The sequence below is a fragment of the Streptomyces sp. Ru71 genome, from assembly GCF_002920535.1.
Taxonomy (GTDB): Bacteria; Actinomycetota; Actinomycetes; order Streptomycetales; family Streptomycetaceae; genus Streptomyces.
Genome location: NZ_PQSS01000052.1, coordinates 18,940 through 36,385, shown reverse-complemented (window position 1 = coordinate 36,385; position 17,446 = coordinate 18,940). Strand labels below are relative to the sequence as shown.

The 17,446-nt window shown below is 73.4% G+C and carries 14 protein-coding genes; 5 read left to right on the top strand and 9 right to left on the bottom strand.

The features are described 5' to 3' along the window. Window positions 1–11: 11 nt before the first annotated feature. Entirely contained in the window at window positions 12–1,142 is a 1,131-nt protein-coding gene (sucC, locus tag C3489_RS26055; RefSeq protein ID WP_103784508.1) for an ADP-forming succinate--CoA ligase subunit beta, read from the bottom strand. Window positions 1,143–1,277: 135 nt separating this feature from the next. Here sucC and C3489_RS26050 point away from each other — a divergent pair, with 135 nt between their 5' ends. The 5 genes from C3489_RS26050 to C3489_RS26030 all read left to right on the top strand — a co-directional run bounded on the left by C3489_RS26050 (window position 1,278) and on the right by C3489_RS26030 (window position 9,083). After that, window positions 1,278–2,960: a thiamine pyrophosphate-binding protein gene (locus C3489_RS26050; protein ID WP_103784507.1), complete on the top strand. Its 1,683-nt coding sequence runs from the start codon at window positions 1,278–1,280 to the stop codon at window positions 2,958–2,960. An 11-nt stretch (window positions 2,961–2,971) separates the two neighbouring features. Continuing rightward, window positions 2,972–4,204, top strand: coding sequence for a formyl-CoA transferase (gene frc / locus C3489_RS26045; RefSeq protein ID WP_103784506.1), 1,233 nt, complete (start codon window positions 2,972–2,974; stop codon window positions 4,202–4,204). A gap of 4 nt (window positions 4,205–4,208) precedes the next feature. Next, on the top strand, window positions 4,209–6,353 hold the full coding sequence (locus C3489_RS26040; protein ID WP_103784519.1) for an acetate--CoA ligase family protein: 2,145 nt from the start codon (window positions 4,209–4,211) through the stop codon (window positions 6,351–6,353). Between the two features lie 118 nt (window positions 6,354–6,471). Continuing rightward, window positions 6,472–7,710, top strand: coding sequence for an MFS transporter (locus tag C3489_RS38815; protein ID WP_181139847.1), 1,239 nt, complete (start codon window positions 6,472–6,474; stop codon window positions 7,708–7,710). Continuing rightward, the gene (locus C3489_RS26030; protein ID WP_181139846.1) at window positions 7,707–9,083 is read left to right on the top strand and encodes an OFA family MFS transporter; all 1,377 of its coding nucleotides are present in this window, start codon (window positions 7,707–7,709) and stop codon (window positions 9,081–9,083) included. Before C3489_RS38815 ends, C3489_RS26030 begins: the two co-directional genes overlap by 4 nt. A gap of 68 nt (window positions 9,084–9,151) precedes the next feature. Here C3489_RS26030 and C3489_RS26025 read toward each other — a convergent pair whose 3' ends face one another. From C3489_RS26025 to C3489_RS25990, 8 genes are read right to left on the bottom strand one after another with little or no spacing between them, the layout of a single operon-like run. Beyond that, complete coding sequence (locus C3489_RS26025) at window positions 9,152–10,303, bottom strand: sugar phosphate isomerase/epimerase (protein ID WP_103784504.1); 1,152 nt, start codon at window positions 10,301–10,303, stop codon at window positions 9,152–9,154. Beyond that, a complete protein-coding gene (locus C3489_RS26020) occupies window positions 10,300–11,718 on the bottom strand; it encodes a nucleotide pyrophosphatase/phosphodiesterase family protein (RefSeq protein ID WP_103784503.1) in 1,419 nt (472 codons plus the stop codon). Before C3489_RS26020 ends, C3489_RS26025 begins: the two co-directional genes overlap by 4 nt. Continuing rightward, complete coding sequence (eboE, locus tag C3489_RS26015; protein WP_103784502.1) at window positions 11,715–12,875, bottom strand: metabolite traffic protein EboE; 1,161 nt, start codon at window positions 12,873–12,875, stop codon at window positions 11,715–11,717. Before eboE ends, C3489_RS26020 begins: the two co-directional genes overlap by 4 nt. Window positions 12,876–12,880: 5 nt before the next feature. Then, the gene (locus tag C3489_RS26010; protein ID WP_103784501.1) at window positions 12,881–13,729 is read right to left on the bottom strand and encodes a TatD family hydrolase; all 849 of its coding nucleotides are present in this window, start codon (window positions 13,727–13,729) and stop codon (window positions 12,881–12,883) included. Next, window positions 13,729–14,331, bottom strand: a complete 603-nt coding sequence (locus tag C3489_RS26005) for an EboA domain-containing protein (protein WP_181139845.1) — start codon at window positions 14,329–14,331, stop codon at window positions 13,729–13,731. The genes C3489_RS26010 and C3489_RS26005 overlap by 1 nt, the downstream gene beginning before the upstream one ends. Continuing rightward, window positions 14,328–15,176, bottom strand: coding sequence for a sugar phosphate isomerase/epimerase (locus C3489_RS26000; RefSeq protein WP_103784500.1), 849 nt, complete (start codon window positions 15,174–15,176; stop codon window positions 14,328–14,330). The genes C3489_RS26005 and C3489_RS26000 overlap by 4 nt, the downstream gene beginning before the upstream one ends. Next, complete coding sequence (locus C3489_RS25995; RefSeq protein WP_103784499.1) at window positions 15,173–16,291, bottom strand: SCO3242 family prenyltransferase; 1,119 nt, start codon at window positions 16,289–16,291, stop codon at window positions 15,173–15,175. The genes C3489_RS26000 and C3489_RS25995 overlap by 4 nt, the downstream gene beginning before the upstream one ends. Then, window positions 16,288–17,400 (bottom strand): inositol-3-phosphate synthase, encoded by a 1,113-nt coding sequence (locus C3489_RS25990; RefSeq protein ID WP_103784498.1) that lies wholly within the window; start codon window positions 17,398–17,400, stop codon window positions 16,288–16,290. The genes C3489_RS25995 and C3489_RS25990 overlap by 4 nt, the downstream gene beginning before the upstream one ends. Window positions 17,401–17,446: the final 46 nt, after the last annotated feature.

Below are 17,446 nucleotides of genomic sequence, written 5' to 3'. Positions count from 1 at the left end.
GTCGGGCTCCTTCAGCCGGCGGTGGCGAGGTCGGCGACGCGGCGGGCGGCGCCGTCCATGGTGGGGACCTGCTGGACCAGGGGGTGGGCACGCTCGTCCAGCAGGGCACGGCCGCGGACCGCGTTGTTGCCGTCGAGGCGCACCACGAGCGGTTTGGCCGGCCGGATGCGGTCGACGGCCCGCAGGATGCCGTCGGCGACCGCGTCGCAGGCGGTGATGCCGCCGAAGACGTTGACGAGGACGGCACGCACGGCCGGGTCGGACAGGACCACGTCCAGCCCGGCGGCCATGACCTCGGCCGACGCCCCGCCGCCGATGTCCAGGAAGTTGGCGGGCCGGGCGCCGCAGCCGGCGACCACGTCCAGGGTCGACATCACCAGCCCGGCGCCGTTGCCGATGACGCCGACCTCGCCGTCGAGCCTGACGTAGTTCAGGCCCTTGGCGGCGGCCGCCGCCTCCAGCGGGTCGTGGTGACCCGGGTCGTCGGAGCCCCACCGCGCCTGCCGGAAGCGGGCGTTGTCGTCCAGGGTCACCTTGCCGTCGAGTGCGACGATCCGCCCCTGCCGGGTGCGCACGAGCGGGTTCACCTCGACGAGCAGCGCGTCCTCGCGGACCAGTACCTGCCACAGCCGTACGAGGACGTCCACCGTCTGCGGGGGCAGCCCCGCCGCCGCGGCGATCTCGGCGGCCTTCGCCGGGGTGACGCCCTCGGCCGGGTCCACGGGGATGCGGGCCACCGCGTCCGGGCGGCTCGCGGCGACCTCCTCGATGTCCATGCCGCCCTCGGCGGAGGCGATGGCGAGGAAGCGGCCCGCCGCGCGGTCGAGGACGTAGGAGACGTAGAACTCGGCGTCGATGTCGACGGGTTCGGCGAGCATCACCTTCCCGACCCTGTGGCCCTTGATGTCCATGCCGAGGATCCGGCGTGCCGTGCGTTCGGCGGCGGGCGGGTCGGCGGCGATGCTCACTCCGCCCGCCTTGCCGCGCCCGCCCGTCCTCACCTGGGCCTTCACCACCACGCGCCCGCCGAGCGCGCGGGCGATCCGGCGGGCCTGAGCCGCCGAGTCCGTGACCTCCGCCCTCGGCACCAAGACGCCGTGTTCCGCGAGGAGTTCCCTTGCCTGGTGTTCGTACAGGTCCATTCCGGCTCCTGTCGTGAAAGTGCCGCACGCCCCCTGGACACCACCCACCGGATGCGGGATAACAAGCTTCATACAGTATTCGTCGACTGTATGCAATGTACGAAGCGAGCCCCCTATCGAAGGGACGACGTCGCCATGCCCGACGACAACCAGGACCTGGTCTCCGGTGGTCACCTCGTCGCCAAGGCGCTCAAGGCAGAGGGGGTCGACCGCATCTACACCCTGTGCGGCGGCCACATCATCGACATCTACGACGGCTGCGTCGACGAGGGCATAGAAGTCGTCGACGTCCGCCACGAGCAGGTCGCCGCCCACGCCGCCGACGGCTACGCCCGGATCACCGGCAGGCCGGGCTGTGCGGTCGTCACCGCGGGCCCCGGCACCACGGACGCGGTCACCGGTGTCGCCAACGCCTTCCGGGCCGAGTCACCCATGCTGCTGATCGGCGGTCAGGGGGCGCTCACCCAGCACAAGATGGGGTCCCTGCAGGACCTGCCGCACGTCGACATGATGGCGCCGATCACCAAGTTCGCGGCGACCGTGCCGGACACCGCCCGCGCGGCGGACATGGTGTCGATGGCGTTCCGCGAGTGCTTCCACGGCGCACCGGGCCCCTCCTTCCTGGAGATCCCACGCGATGTGCTCGACGCCAAGGTGCCGGCCTCCACGGCGCGGGTGCCCCGGTCCGGCGCCTACCGGGCCTCCACCCGCTCGGCCGGCGACCCCGAGGCGGTCGAGAGGCTCGCCGACCTGCTGGTGCACGCCGAGAAGCCGGCCGTCCTGCTGGGCAGCCAGGTGTGGACGACCCGGGGCACCGAGGCCGCCATCGGGCTGGTCCGCACCCTGAACGTCCCCGCCTACATGAACGGCGCCGGCCGCGGCACCCTCCCGCCGGGCGACCCGCACCACTTCCAGCTCTCCCGCCGGTACGCCTTCTCCCACGCCGACGTCATCGTGATCGTCGGCACCCCCTTCGACTTCCGCATGGGCTACGGCAAGCGCCTCTCCCCCGAGGCCACGGTCGTGCAGATCGACCTGGACTACCGCACCGTCGGCAAGAACCGCGACATCGACCTCGGGATCGTCGGCGACGCCGGGCTGGTGCTGAAGGCGGTCACCGAGGCGGCCTCGGGACGGATCAACGGCGGTGCGGCCAGGCGCAAGGAGTGGCTGGACGAGCTGCGCGCCGCCGAGCAGACCGCGCTGGACAAGCGGCTGCCGCAGCTGCGCTCCGACGCCTCGCCGATCCACCCCTACCGGTTGGTCAGCGAGATCAACGACTTCCTCACCGAGGACTCGATCTACATCGGCGACGGCGGCGACATCGTCACGTTCTCCGGCCAGGTCGTGCAGCCCAAGTCGCCCGGCCACTGGATGGACCCCGGCCCGCTCGGCACCCTCGGCGTCGGCATCCCGTTCGTGCTGGCCGCCAAGCAGGCCCGCCCGGACAAGGAGGTGGTCGCCCTCTTCGGCGACGGCGCCTTCTCCCTGACCGGCTGGGACTTCGAGACGCTCGTGCGCTACGACCTGCCGTTCGTCGGGATCGTCGGCAACAACTCCTCGATGAACCAGATCCGTTACGGCCAGGCCGCCAAGTACGGCAAGCAGCGCGAGCGCGTCGGCAACACCCTCGGCGACGTCCCCTACGACAAGTTCGCGCAGATCCTCGGTGGTCACGGCGAGGAGGTCCGCGACCCCGCCGACATCGGCCCGGCGCTGCGCCGCGCCCGCGAGTCCGGCAAGCCCTCGCTGATCAACGTGTGGGTCGACCCGGACGCGTACGCCCCCGGAACCATGAACCAGACGATGTACAAGTGAGGTGAACGGCCATGACCGCCAAGGCACTTGACGGCATCCGCGTGCTCGACATGACGCACGTCCAGTCCGGGCCGTCCGCGACCCAGCTGCTCGCCTGGCTCGGCGCCGACGTGATCAAACTGGAGGCGCCGACCGGGGACATCACCCGCAAGCAGCTGCGCGACCTGCCGGACGTGGACTCCCTCTACTTCACGATGCTCAACTGCAACAAGCGCAGCATCACCCTGAACACCAAGACCGAGCGCGGCAAGGAGATCCTCACCGAGCTGATCCGGCGCTCGGACGTGATGGTGGAGAACTTCGGGCCGGGCGCGGTCGACCGGATGGGCTTCACCTGGGAGCGCATCCAGGAGATCAACCCGCGCATCGTCTACGCCTCCATCAAGGGCTTCGGCGACGGGCCGTACACCAACTTCAAGGCGTACGAGGTCGTCGCGCAGGCCATGGGCGGGTCGATGGCCACCACCGGCTTCGAGGACGGCCCGCCGCTGGCGACCGGCGCCCAGATCGGCGACTCCGGCACCGGTGTGCACACCGTCGCCGGGATTCTCGCGGCGCTGTTCCAGCGCGAGCGCACCGGGCGCGGACAGCGGGTCAACGTGGCCATGCAGCACGCGGTGCTCAACCTGTGCCGGGTCAAGCTGCGCGACCAGCAGCGCCTGGCGCACGGACCGCTCGCCGAGTACCCGAACGAGGACTTCGGCGACGAGGTGCCCCGCTCCGGCAACGCCTCCGGCGGCGGCCAGCCCGGCTGGGCGGTCAAGTGCGCGCCGGGCGGCCCCAACGACTACGTGTACGTCATCGTGCAGCCGGTCGGCTGGCGGCCGATCAGCGAGCTCATCGGCCGGCCCGAGCTGGCCGACGATCCCGAGTGGGCGACGCCCGAGGCCCGGCTGCCGAAGCTGAACAAGATGTTCCAGCTGATCGAGGAGTGGTCCTCGACGCTGCCCAAGTGGGAGGTGCTGGAGCGGCTGAACGCGCACAACATCCCGTGCGGGCCGATCCTGTCCACCAAGGAGATCATCGAGGACGCCTCCCTGGTGGCCAACGAGATGATCGTGCGCGTCCCGCACCCCGAGCGCGGCGAGTTCGTCACGGTCGGCAGCCCGCTGAAGCTGTCCGACTCCCCCGTCGAGGTCACCGGCTCCCCGCTGCTCGGCGAGCACAACGCGGAGGTCTACGTCGGCGAACTCGGTCTCGGTGACGAGGAGTTGCGGCTGCTGAAGTCGGACGGGGTGATCTGAGGTGATGGCCGAGGACCGAGAGCTGAGGGTGCGCGCACTGCTGGAGCGTGTGCGCGCCGAGGGGCGCACCGCGCTCACCGCGCCCGAGGGGAAGGTGATCGCCGACGCGTACGGCATCGCCGTGCCCGGTGAGGCGCTGGCGCGGGACGTCGACGAGGCGGTGGCGGCCGCGGCGCGCTTCGGCGGGCCGGTGGTGATGAAGATCGTCTCGCCGGACATCCTGCACAAGACCGACGCCGGCGGGGTCGTCGTCGGCGTGGAGGGCGCCACGGAGGTACGGGCCGCCTTCCACCGGATCGTGCAGAACGCGCGGGCGTACGACGCGCGGGCCCGCATCGAGGGCGTGCAGGTGCAGGAGCTGCTGCCGCCGGGGCAGGAGGTCATCGTCGGCGCGGTCACCGACCCGACCTTCGGGAAGGTGGTGGCGTTCGGGCTCGGCGGGGTGCTCGTCGAGGTGCTCAAGGACGTGACGTTCCGCCTCGCGCCGGTCGGCGCCGACGAGGCGCTGTCCATGCTCGACTCCATCAAGGCGGCCGACGTGCTGCGCGGGGTGCGCGGGCAGGCGGGCGTGGACCGGTGGGCGCTCGCCGAGCAGATCCGCCGCGTGTCCCATCTCGTCGCGGACTTCCCGGAGATCGCCGAGGTGGACCTCAACCCGGTGATCGCCACACCGGACGGCGCGGTCGCCGCCGACATCCGGGTCATCCTCGCCGAGCGGCAGCCGGCGCCGCGCCGCACCTACACGCGCCAGGAGATCCTCACCTCGATGCGCCGGCTGATGCAGCCCCGTTCGGTCGCCGTGATCGGCGCCTCCAACGAGCAGGGCAAGATCGGCAATTCGGTGATGCGCAACCTCGTCGACGGCGGTTTCGCCGGGGACATCCATCCGGTGAACCCCCGGGCCGATGACATTCTGGGCCGCAAGGCGTACAAGAGTGTCACGGACGTTCCCGGTGAGGTGGATGTGGCCGTCTTCGCCATCCCCGCCCGCTTCGTGGCGGGCGCCCTGGAGGAGGTCGGGCGCAAGGGCATCCCCAACGCCGTCCTCATCCCCTCCGGGTTCGCGGAGACCGGCGAGCACGCGCTCCAGGCGGAGATCGTGGCGATCGCCGAGCGGCACGGCGTACGGCTGCTCGGCCCGAACATCTACGGCTACTACTCCACCTGGCAGGACCTGTGCGCCACGTTCTGCACGCCGTACGACGTCAAGGGCGGGGTGGCGCTGACCTCGCAGTCCGGCGGGATCGGCATGGCGATCCTCGGGTTCGCCCGCACCACGAAGACGGGTTTGTCGGCGATCGTCGGGCTCGGCAACAAGTGCGACCTCGACGAGGACGACCTGCTGACCTGGTTCGGCGAGGACCCGCACACCGAGTGCATCGCCATGCACCTGGAGGACCTCAAGGACGGACGTGCCTTCGTGGAGGCGGCGCGGGCGACGGTGCCGAAGAAGCCGGTCGTGGTGCTCAAGGCGGGCCGTACGGCGGCCGGGGCGAGAGCGGCCGGGTCGCACACCGGGGCGCTCGCGGGCGACGACGCGGTGTACGACGACATCCTGCGGCAGGCCGGTGTCATCCGGGCGCCGGGCCTGAACGACATGCTGGAGTACGCCCGCGCGCTGCCCGTGCTGCCCACCCCGCGCGGCGACAACGTCGTGATCATCACCGGGGCCGGGGGCAGCGGGGTGCTGCTGTCGGACGCGGTGACGGACAACGGGCTGTCTCTGATGGAGATCCCGCCTGACCTGGACGAGGCGTTCCGCCGCTTCATCCCGCCGTTCGGCGCGGCCGGCAACCCCGTCGACATCACCGGGGGCGAGCCGCCGTCGACGTACGAGGCGACGATCCGGCTGGGGCTGGAGGACCCGCGCATCCACGCGCTGGTGCTCGGCTACTGGCACACCATCGTCACACCGCCGATGGTCTTCGCGGAGCTGACCGCGCGGGTGGTCGCCGAGTTCCGCGAGCGCGGCATCGACAAGCCCGTGGTGGCCTCGCTCGCCGGGGACGTGGAGGTCGAGGCGGCCTGCCAGTACCTCTTCGAGCGGGGGGTCGTGGCCTACCCGTACACGACGGAGAAGCCCGTGGCGGTGCTCGGCGCGAAGTACCGGTGGGCGCGGGCGGCGGGGCTGCTGGGGGGTGGTTCATGAGGTGAGTGACGAAGGGGCCGGCCGGCGGTGCGCGTCGGCCGGTCCCGGGACCCGCGCGCGCACGAAAGGCAATGGACAGGGGGCGCTGGCCAGAACTTTCGACGCAAGGGGTGTAGTCGTGAGAACCACCGATCCCCCCGCCTCCCCGGACTGCCGGGAGGTGCGGGACCGCAGGGGCCGCGTGTACCGGGTCGGCGAGAGCGACACCGATCTGCTGGGGTGCGGCCGGATCCGGATGGTCGTCCTGTCCTGGGTGGGTATGGCGGGTGTCGGTTGTGCCGGGGCTGCCTACGCCGTGGCCGGCGCCGGTGATCCGCGTCTGTGGGTGCTCGCCCAGGCAGCCGTCGCCTTCCCGGCCGGGTGGCTGCGGGACGGCGGCCGGCTCCCGGCGCGTACGGCCGTCACGGGCGGGGCGCTCGGGATGCTGTTCGCGTGCCTCGCGCTCACCTTCGCACCGGGGCTCGCGGTCGCCGGTGCGGTCGGTGGCGCCGGTGCCGGGCTGGTGTGTGCGACCTGTCTGACGTCGCCCGGCCGGTGGTGCCCGGAGCGCCGGGGCGGGCCGACGGGGTTCGTGGTGAGCGGGTGCGCCGTCGCGGCCGTACCTCTTCTGCTCGGCCTGGAACCGGCCGGGCTCGCCGCGACGGGCGCCGGAGTGTGCCTGGTGGTGGCGGTGGCCGGACGGTTCCTGCGCGAGCCGCCGCGCGACTGGTGGCCGCCGCACCCCCATCCGCTCCGGGTGCCGGACGATCCCGTCGCCCGGCGTGTCCTGGCGAAGAACCCGCCCGCGGTACGGCAGCACACCGCCGGTGAGGCCGCCCGCACCCCGGTGTGGTGGCTGACGGGGCTGTGCCTGCTCGGCGCGGCCGGGATCACCGTCCTGGACGTCCATGTGCTCACCCCGTCCGGCCGGGCGGCCGTGCTCGCGGCGGCCCTCGCCGCGGGCGGGGCCGGGGTCCTGTCCGACCTCGCAGGCCGGCGCGTCACGCTGGTCGCGGCGCTGGCGGTCCTGGGCGCCGTACAGTTCGCGCTGCCGGCCGCCGGCCGGGCGAGCGCGGCCTGGCCGGCGGCGGTCTGTGCCGGGGTCGTGGGGCTCGCCGCCTCGGCCGTCCTGACGCTGGTCACCGCGATGACGGCGGACCACTTCGGTGATAACCACGTCGCGAGCGTGAACGGACTGCCGGCCGGCGTCCTGCCGCTCCCCCTCCTGCTCGGCTCCCCCCACGGTGCCTTCGTCCTGGCGGGCTGCTCGGGGCTCGCCTGCGCCGCTCTGGCGCTGTTCCTCACTCCGCCGGGCCGGCTCGGTGCCCGGCGCATCGTCCCCAACCCCCACCCTCTCGGCGAGGAGATGGCCACATGACGGCTGATCCGATGGCAGCAAGGAACACGCCGGCCGACCCCGGCGCGGCGAACCGCTCGTACCGCGAAGTCACCGACGCCCGGGGACGGGTCTACCGCGTCGGCGAGACCGACCGGGACATCCTCGGTCACTCGCGCAGGCTCATGGTGTACCTGCCGTGGATATCCATGATGGCGATCAGCGTCTCGGAGTACGCCTACGGCTCCGCCGAGGACACGCTCTCCGAGGCCCACGGCTGGACGCAGAGCAACACCTTCTGGATCCTCAGCGTCTGGGTGTTCTTCCAGGCCGGCATCGCCTTCCCGGCGGGCTGGCTGCGCGAGCGCGGCATCCTCACCGCGCGCCGCGCCATGTACGCCGGCTCGGTGCTGTGTCTGCTCGGCTTCCTGGCCCTGTCCCACCTGGACGACGTGCTGCTCGCGATCCTCGGCTTCGGCGTGGTCGGCGGGGTGGGCTCCGGGCTGATCTACGCGACCTGCATCAACATGGTCGGCAAGTGGTTCCCGGAGCGGCGCGGCGCGAAGACCGGCTTCGTCAACGGCGGCTTCGCCTACGGCTCGCTGCCCTTCATCTTCATCTTCAACTACGCCTTCGACACCGGCAACTACGACGAGGTGCTGGACCTGATCGGCGTGTACGTGCTGGTCGTGGTGGCGGTCTGCGCGTTCTTCTTCAAGGACCCGCCGAAGAACTGGTGGCCGGCCGACATCGACCCGCTGTCGCACTCCGGCGCCACCAAGAGCGCGTCGAGCCTGGCCAAGAACCCGCCCGCGGTACGGCAGTTCACGCCGAAGGAGGCCATCAGGACCGGCATGCTGCCGCTGATGTGGATCACCATCGTGATGACCGCGGGTGTGTCCATCTTCGGCATCTCCTTCCAGGTGGACTTCGCCAAGGAGGTCGGCTTCGGACCGCTGGTCGCGGCGTCCTCGATGGGCGTGATGGCCGTCATCAACGGCATCGGGCGCGCGGTGGTCGGCTGGCTGTCCGACCTGTGGGGCCGCAAGACGACCCTGGTGTTCGTCATCGTGGTGCTGGGCCTCGCCCAGTTCGGTGTCATCTGGGCCGGGGACGTCAAGAGCGAGTGGCTGTTCCTGTTCTTCGCGTTCCTGTCCGGCTTCGGCGGCGGCGCGTTCTACCCGCTGTTCGCGGCGCTCACCCCGGACTACTTCGGCGAGAACTTCAACGCCACCAATTACGGCCTGGTGTACAGCGGCAAGCTGATCAGCGGCCTGTTCGGCGGCGGGCTCGGCTCCATGGTGGTCTCGGCGTGGGGCTACAACGGCGCGTACGCGCTGGCCGGCGGGGTGTCGATGGTGGCGGCGGCGATCGCGCTGCTGCTGCGCCAGCCGGGGCGCGCGTCCACCGGCTGAGATCACGGCTCGACACCTGAGGAGGGGCCTCCCCCGCGACGCCGGGGAGGCCCCTCCTCATGGGTGCGCTACTTGCGGCGCAGGGCCGCCATGTTGCGGTAGCCGATCGCGGCGTGCTCCAGCGACTGCCCCGGGTTGGTGGCGCTGGGCGCGTTGTCCTGCTCGACCATCGGGTTGTGGTAGTTGCGGTGCCCGACACGGGAGAAGAACGTGGTGTAGTCGATCACGCCGGTGCCGAACGGCACCATGTCGTAGCCCATGCCGTTGGTGGTGTTGACGACGCCGTCCTTGGCGTGGAAGAGCGGGTAGCGCAGGTTGTTGCGTTCGACCAGGCCGGCCGGGTCGAAGATGTCCGTCTGCGTGGAGCCGTCGTGGGCGGTGTAGGTGCGGAACTTGTACTGCGCCACATGGGCCCAGAAGACGTCCATCTCCAGCCAGACCAGCTGCGGGTCGGTGACGGTCAGGAAGTACTCCAGCTTGCGCAGGCCGGAGCTGCGGGTCGGCCGGCCCTGGGCGTCCAGCGGGCCGCCGTCCAGCAGGAAGCCGTAGGCCGCGTCGTGGTTGTGGGTGTACAGCTTGATCCCGGCGGCACGGGCGATCTCGCCGAGGGCGTTCCACTTGTCGGCGGCCACGTCCCAGTCGGACTTGACGGCACTGGAGGTGGGGTCGCCACCGGTGCCCATGTGCGCCATGCCGAGGATGTTGGCGATCTCCAGGTGCTTCTTGAAGGTGTCCAGGTCGGCGCTGGTCAGCGGCCAGGACGGCGGGATGAAGCCGTGGTTGCCCTGGGCGCGCAGCCCGTAGTCGTCGAGCCAGCCGCGCAGCAGCCGGGCGCCCTGCACGGACTCCAGGTTCGCACCGCCGGGCGCGTTGGCGTGCTGGCCGTAGCCCGCGAACTCGACCTGCCGGTAGCCGAACCGGGCCAGCTGCTCGAAGACGGCGCGGAAGCCGGAGGGCAGGGTGGTGGTCAGCGGGTCGCGGCCGATGGCGTCGCGGACGGTGTAGAGGATGATGCCGCGCCGGTCGGCGGGCACCAGCTCGTGCCCTCTGGCGGCGCCGCCGTCCTCGGCCGCCGGGGTGGCGGCGTGCACGGGGGCCGCGCCGAGGACGGGTGCGGCGATCGCGCCCGCCGCGACGGCGGTGCAGGTGCTCAGGAAGGAGCGGCGGCCGATGCCGAGGGAGCGGCGCAGCTGCTCGTCGGGGGTGTGCGTGTCGTTCACGGGTGCCTCTCTTCGCCAGTGTGCGCCGGTCCGTCCAGACCGGCGAGGTGGAGCAGGAGGGACTTCACGTCGGTGGCCGCGACACGGTCACCGACGGCGCGGGGGGTGGAGCACACAAGGAGCGGACCGTCGTCGTCGCTCGTGGGGAGGCGGCCGTGGCTGCCGCGCACGGGTGCCGGGTCGAGGGGCACCACCGCCATGCGGTAGCGCATGCCGAGTTTCTTGCGGGCCAGGGCGCCGGCCGCGCGCAGTCGCACATACGGGTCGAGCGGGTCCATGAACAGCTCGGCCGGGTCGTAGCCGGGTTTGCGGTGGATGTCGACGAGCCGCGCGAAGTCGGGGGCGCGGGCGTCGTCGAGCCAGTAGTAATACGTGAACCAGGCCTCCTCCTCGGCGACGGCGACGAGTTCGCCGGCGCGGGGGTGGTCCAGGTGGTGGGCCTTCTTGCCCTCGTCGTCGAGCAGCTGGGCGACGCCGGGCAGGCCGTCGAGGGCGGCGCGGGTGGCGGCCAGGTCCTCGGGGCGGCGGACGTAGACGTGGGCGATCTGGTGGTCGGCGACGGCGAAGGCGCGGGAGGCCATCGGGTCGAGGTACTCCATGCCGTCCTGGGTGTGCACCTGGAGCAGTCCGGCGCGGCGCAGGGCCCGGTTGATGTCCACGGGGCGGCGCACGGACGTGATGCCGTACTCCGACAGGGCGAGCACGGTGCGGCCCTCATCGCGGGCGTCGTCCAGCAGCGGGGCGAGGGCGGCGTCCAGCTCGGCGGCGGCGCGGTGGGAGCGCGGGTCGTCGGGGCCGTGGCGCTGGAGGTCGTAGTCGAGGTGGGGCAGGTAACAGAGCGTCAGGTCGGGCCGTCGGGTGCGGTTGAGGTGCCGGGTGGCGTCGATGATCCAGCGGCTGGAGGTGAGGTCGGCGGTCGGGCCCCAGTAGTGGAAGAGGGGGAAGGTGCCGAACCGCTCGGTGAGTTCGTCGTGCAGGGCCGGGGGCCAGGTATAGCAGTCGGGTTCCTTGCGGCCGTCGGCGTAGTAGACCGGGCGGGGGGTGACCGTCCAGTCGGTGTCGGCGCCCATGGCGTACCACCAGCACACGTTGGCGACCGTGTAGCCGGGGTGGGCGCGGCGGGCGGCGTCCCACACCTTGTCGCCCTCGATCAGGGCGTTGTGCTGGCGCCACAGCAGGACGTCGCCGAGGTCGCGGAAGTACCAGCCGTTGCCGACGATGCCGTGCCCGGCGGGGTGGGCGCCGGTGAGGAAGGTGGCCTGGACGGAGCAGGTGACGGCGGGCAGGACGGTGTCCAGGGGGGCACGGGAGCCGGCCTCGGCGAGCGCTCGCAGGCGGGGCATGTGCTCCAGCAGGCGCGGGGTGAGGCCGACGACGTCCAGGACGAGGAGGGGGGTCGGCTCGGCGGTGCTCATGGCAGCTCCTTCAGGCCGAGGTCGGTCAGCAGGTCGCGGGCCAGGGTGAGTTCGGCGGCGATGCCCTCCACGAGCCGGTCGCGGGTGCGGGGGCGCAGCTCGGGCGGCAGGGCCTGCCAGGTGTAGGTCTCGACCTCCAGGTGGCGGGTGAGCGGGCGCGGTCCGCCGGCCAGCCGGGCCAGGGCGGCCTTCAGGACGGGCAGGGTGGAGGTCAGCGGCGGGGCGGGGTCGGCGTGCAGCGGCACGTGGAAGTGGGCCCGCCAGGGCGTGGCGTCGGGCAGGGTGCCGCCGGTCACGGCCTCGTCGAGGTCGTCGGTGCCGCGCAGGCCCGTCGTGGTCATGGTGCGGGTCTGGTGCAGGAAGCGGGGTTCGGCGAAGGCGGCCAGCGCGTCGCGGACCTCGGGCAGGTGCGGCTGCTCGGCGTGCAGGGCCGCGGACAGCTGGGTCTTGACGACGGGGACGCCGGCGGCGGTGAGTGCGTCCAGGGCGGTGTCCGGGTCCTCGAACGAGGTGGCGAGGTGGCACGTGTCCACGCACACGCCGATGCGGGGGTGCCCGATCGCGGCGAGCGGGGCGAGGGCGTCACCGGTGGTCTCGACGACACATCCGGGCTCCGGTTCGAGGCCGATCCGCACGCTGCGGCCGGTCAGCTCCTCCAGAGCGTCGAGGCGTTCGGCCAGGACACGCAGCGCGTCCGTGGCCCGGTGGGCGTCCGCTCTGGTGCGCCAGGCCAGCGGCAGCGTGGAGATGCTGCCCTCGGTGACGTCGTCCGGGAGCAGGGCGGTGAGGATGCGGGCGAGGGCGGTGGTGTGGTCCAGGCGCTCCGGGTCCGACCAGTCGGGGCGGTACACCCGGTACTTGACCTCCTCGGCGCCGAACCCCTCGTAGGGGAAGCCGTTGAGGGTGACGACCTCCAGGCCGCGCCGGTCGAGTTCGTCGCGCAGGGCGCGCAGCGCGGCCGGGTCGGCGGCCAGGGCGCGGGCGGCGTCGTGGGCGAGCCACAGGCCGATGCCGAGGCGGTCGCGGCCCAGGCGGCGGCGCACCGGCTCGCAGTGGTCCCGCAGCTGGGCGAGGACGCCGTCGAGGGTCTCGGCGGGGTGGACGTTGGTGCAGTAGGCGAGGTGGATCGTGGATCCGTCGGGGTGGCGGAAGCGCATCGGCGTCACTCCCCGCCGCGCAGCACGGAGTTGCCCTCATGGGTGGGGCCGGTGGCGGTGACGTCGAGGTCGAGGCGGCCGCTCAAGCCGTAGAACTCGACCGGGTTGCGCCACAGCACCCGGTCGACGTCGTCCTCGGTGAACCCTTGCGCCAGCATCAGGTCGGCGACCTTGCGGGTCTTGAGGGGGTCGCTGCGTCCCCAGTCGGCGGCCGAGTTCACCAGCACCCGCTCGGGGCCGTAGGTGCGCAGGACGGCGACCATGCGGGCCTCGTCCATCTTGGTGTCCGGGTAGACGGAGAAGCCCAGCCAGCAGCCGCTGTCCTTGGCCTCCTTCACCGTGGTCTCGTTGAGGTGGTCGACCAGCACCCGCTCCGGCTCCAGCGCCGACTCGCGCACGGCGTCGAGGGTGCGGCGCAGTCCCGCGAGCTTGTCGCGGTGCGGGGTGTGCACCAGCACGGGCAGGCCGTGGTCGGCGGCGAGCTGGAGCTGGGCGGCCAGGGCCTTGTCCTCGGCGGGTGTCATGGAGTCGTAGCCGATCTCGCCGACGGCGACCACGCGGTCCTTGACGAGGTAGCGCGGCAGTTCGTCGAGGACGGGCAGGCAGCGCGGGTCGTTGGCCTCCTTCGGGTTGAGGGCGATCGTGCAGTGGTGGGCGATGCCGTACTGGGCGGCGCGGAACGGCTCCCAGCCGAGCAGGGAGTCGAAGTAGTCGTAGAAGGTGGCGGGCGCGGTGCGGGGCTGGCCCAGCCAGAAGGCGGGCTCGACGACGGCGCGCACCCCGGCGGCGTGCATGGCCGCGTAGTCGTCGGTGGTGCGGGACGTCATGTGGATGTGCGGGTCCAAGATGCGCATCACTGATCCCCCTCCTCGGTCAGGGCGAGCACGCGGCGCAGGTCGTCGGGTACGCAGCGGCCGGCGGCGGTGCGTTCGGCGGCGAAGTCTCCCAGCATGCGGGCGAGTTCGGCGTCGCCGCGGGCCCGGCGGTCCAGGTCGGCGACCGCGTCCACGGGCACACCGGTGAACAGGCACTTCAGTACGGCGTGCCGCCAGCCGTGCTGATCGAGGTGGCGGGCGGCGTACGGACCGACGGCGGCGGCCAGCAGCCGGGTGTCGTTGGTGCGCAGCGCGTCCTCGACCAGCGCCACGGCCTGTGGCCCGGGCACGAGCCGGGGCAGCGCGCGCAGCACGGCGAGGCGTTCCTCGGCGGTGCCCTGGACGTAGACGCGGGTCAGGGTGTCCGGGTCGGGGCGGGCCGCGTCGAGGATGAGGGCGCGGGCGGCCGCCGCGTGCTCGGGGCCGCAGCGCCGGCCGGCCTCGGCCAGGCGCAGCTCCCACACGGAGATCGGTCCGTGCGCGCCGGGGTGCGCGGCGGCCTCGTCCAGGGCCTGGTCGAGCCAGGCGCGCGCGGCGCCGGGGAGGCGCTCGCGCAGGTCGTCCACGGGTAGGTGGGTCATGTGGTGCTCTCCTGTGCGTGCCGGAGGAAGGGCAGGGAGAGGGCGGCGAAGTGGGGGCCGGCGTGGGAGTGGCGGGGCAGTTCGACGACGGTGAGGCCCTGGTAGCCGGTGCCGGCGAGGGCGGCGAGGACGGGTGGGAAGTCGATCTCGCCGTCGCCGAGGGGGAGGTGCTCGTGCACGCCGCGGCGCATGTCCTCGATCTGCACGTGCCGCAGCCAGGGGGCGGCGGCCCGGACGCAGTCGGCGGGCGGCAGCGGCTCCAGGCACTGGCAGTGGCCGATGTCGAGGGTGAGGCCGAGGGGTTCGGGGTCGCCGAGGGCGCGGCGCAGGCGGTGGAAGTCGTCGAGCGTGGCCAGCAGGTGGCCGGGTTCGGGTTCCACGGCGAGCGGGACGCCGGCGGCGCCGGCCGCGTCCAGCACGGGCGCCAGGGCCTCGGCGAGCCGCTTCCATGCGGTGTCCTCGTCGGTGCCGGCCGGTGTGACGCCGCTGAAGCAGTGCACGGCGTGCGCGCCGAGGTCGGCGGCGATCCGTACGGCGCGCAGCAGCAGGTCGGTGCGGCGGGCACGGTCGTCGGGGTCGGCGTCGAGCAGGGACGGGCCGTGCTTGCGGCGCGGGTCGAGGACGTAGCGGGCGCCGGTCTCGACGGTGACCGTCAGGCCCAGCGCGGACAGGCGCCGGGCGATCGCGGACGTGCGCCGGGCGCAGTCGGGGGCCAGCGGGTCGAGGTGCATGTGGTCGAGGGTGAGACCCACGCCGTCGTAGCCGAGGTCGGCCAGCAGGGCGAGGGCGTCGTCCAGGCGCAGGTCGGCGAGGCCGTTGGTGCCGTAGCCGAAGCTCAGGCTCATGTGATGCTCACCTTCCTCGCCAGGCGGGCGCCCAGGGGTGCGAGGGCGGCGACCAGCAGCGCGCCGGCCCGGGCGCCGGAGCGGGCGGCGAGTGCGGCCTGGAGCGGGACGGTGGCCCGGATGCCGGCGCCGACGGCGCGCTGGGTGAGCGCCGGTGAGGGGTTGAGGGCGGCGTGGGTGTAGGGGCGGACGGCGGTGGCGGCGTAGAGGGCGGCGAGGGCGGGGACCAGGGCCTCGCCGAGGCGCGGGGCGTGGCGGGCAGGGCCGGGGGCGGCGGTCGCGGCGGCGGGCCGCAACCCGGCGGCGGGCTCCGCCACGGCGGGTGCCTCGGCGCCCTTGGCAAGCAGGGCCGCCCTGGCATGGACTGCCGCGGCGAGAGCTCCGGCAGCCGTGGCACGCCCCGCCGCCCCGGCCTGCCCCGCCGCGCCGAGGGCGGCGGTCGAGTGCTGTCCGGTGCCGGAGGCCTGCGTGGGGCCCGGCAGTCCGCGGGTGGCTGCGTCGCCGCGGGCTGCCGGGAGTCGGTGGGCGAGCAGGGCGGTGGTGGCCAGGGCGGCCAGGGGGGCCGCGGTGGAGCCGCCGCGGGTCTCCGTGCGGGAGACCGTCGTGACGGCGAGGGTGTGGGTGGCGAGCAGGGCCGCCGACGGCACGGCGGCGCGGGTACGGCCGGCGGTGGCGGCGGCACCGAGCAGCAGGTCGAGTCCGCGGGCCGCCGCCATGGCCACGGGGCCGGCCGGGGTGTGTTTCAGGGCGAGGTCGTAGGCCCAGACGGTGGCCGCGAGCGGGGCGGCGACGGTGAGGGCGGGGCGGCCGGCGCGGGCCGCGAGGCCCAGGCCGGCCGCCGTGAGCGCACCGGCCGCCGTGAGGGCCGCGGCGGGGCGGACGCGGCCGGACGGGAGCGGCCGGTGCGGGCGGTCCACGGCGTCCTCGGCGCGGTCCGCCCAGTCGTTGAGGACCATGCCTGCCTCGTACAGGCACACGGAGGCGCCGACGGCCAGGAGGGTGCGCCGGTCGGGCCGTACGGCGGTGGCCGCGGCCCCCGCCAGGACGTCGCCGGGGACCGTGCACAGGGCGGGCAGCCGCAGCAGCTCGGCCCAGGCGCGCAGCCGGGGGCTCACCGCTGTCCCCCGCTCAGCCGCCCGGCGAACCGCAGCAGGGCCGCGTACTGCTCCCCGAGGGCGGCCGGGCCGTCCCCGACCGGGTCCTTGAAGTAGAAGCCGAGTTCGGTGAGCGGGCCGGCCAGGCCCGCCTCGTGGGCGCGGGCGGTCAGCCGGGCCAGGTCGAGGACGAGGGGGGCGGCGAGGGCGGAGTCGCAGCCCTGCCAGATGGTCTGCAGGACCATGCGGGCGCCGAGGAAGCCGTCGAAGGCGACGTGGTCCCAGGCGGTCTTGAAGTCGCCGAGGGCCGGTACGTCGTCGATGTGCACCTCGCCCTCGGGGACGGCGCCGAGGGTGTCGGTGAGGACGCGTTCCTTGCCCGCGTTCTTGGCGGCCGCGGCGGCCGGGTCGGCGAGGGCGGCGCCGTCGCCGCCGCCGAGCAGGTTGGTGCCGGACCAGGCCCGCACGGTGAGCGAGCGCTGGGCGAACATCGGCCCGAGCACGGACCGCAGCAGGGTCTGCCCGGTCTTGCCGTCGCGTCCGGCGTACGGCAGTCCGCTCGCCGCGGCCGAAGCCGCCAGCGCGGGGTGGTGCAGTCCGGTGGAGGGGGTGAAGTTGACGTAGGGGCAGCCGGCGCGCAGGGCGGCGGCCGCGTAGAGGGAGCTGGGCGGCAACTCGCCGTCGGCGGGGGCCGGTTCGGTGGAGGCGACGTTCACCACGACCGCCCGTGCCAGATCGTTTCCGCGCAGGAAGCCGGTGAGGTCGGCCGCGAACGTCTCGATCAGCTCGTCCGCGTCCCTGGTGTCGCCGGGCAGGGGTCCGCCGGGCCGGATCTCCCGGTCGGCGGCGGCCACTTCGGCGGCGACGGCCGACGGCAGTCCGTGCGGCAGCACCCCGGCCGAGGCCAGGTGCTCGGCCCGCTTGGGCAGCGGGCAGTCGACGGTGTCGTGACCACCGAAGACCAGGGAGCCCAGTGCGGGCAGACCGGCCGGGGCGAACGCCGGGGTCTCGGTGACCATCCCGGTCGGCGGGTGCAGGCCCGCCGTCAGCGCGGCGCAGCCCGCCACCACCGTGGTGGCGACCGAACCGCGGGCGCCGATGAGCCAGACTCCGGTACGGGACGCGGACATGGGCAGCCTCCTTGTCGCGTGCGAACCCCGGGGAAGGGGTGGGGGA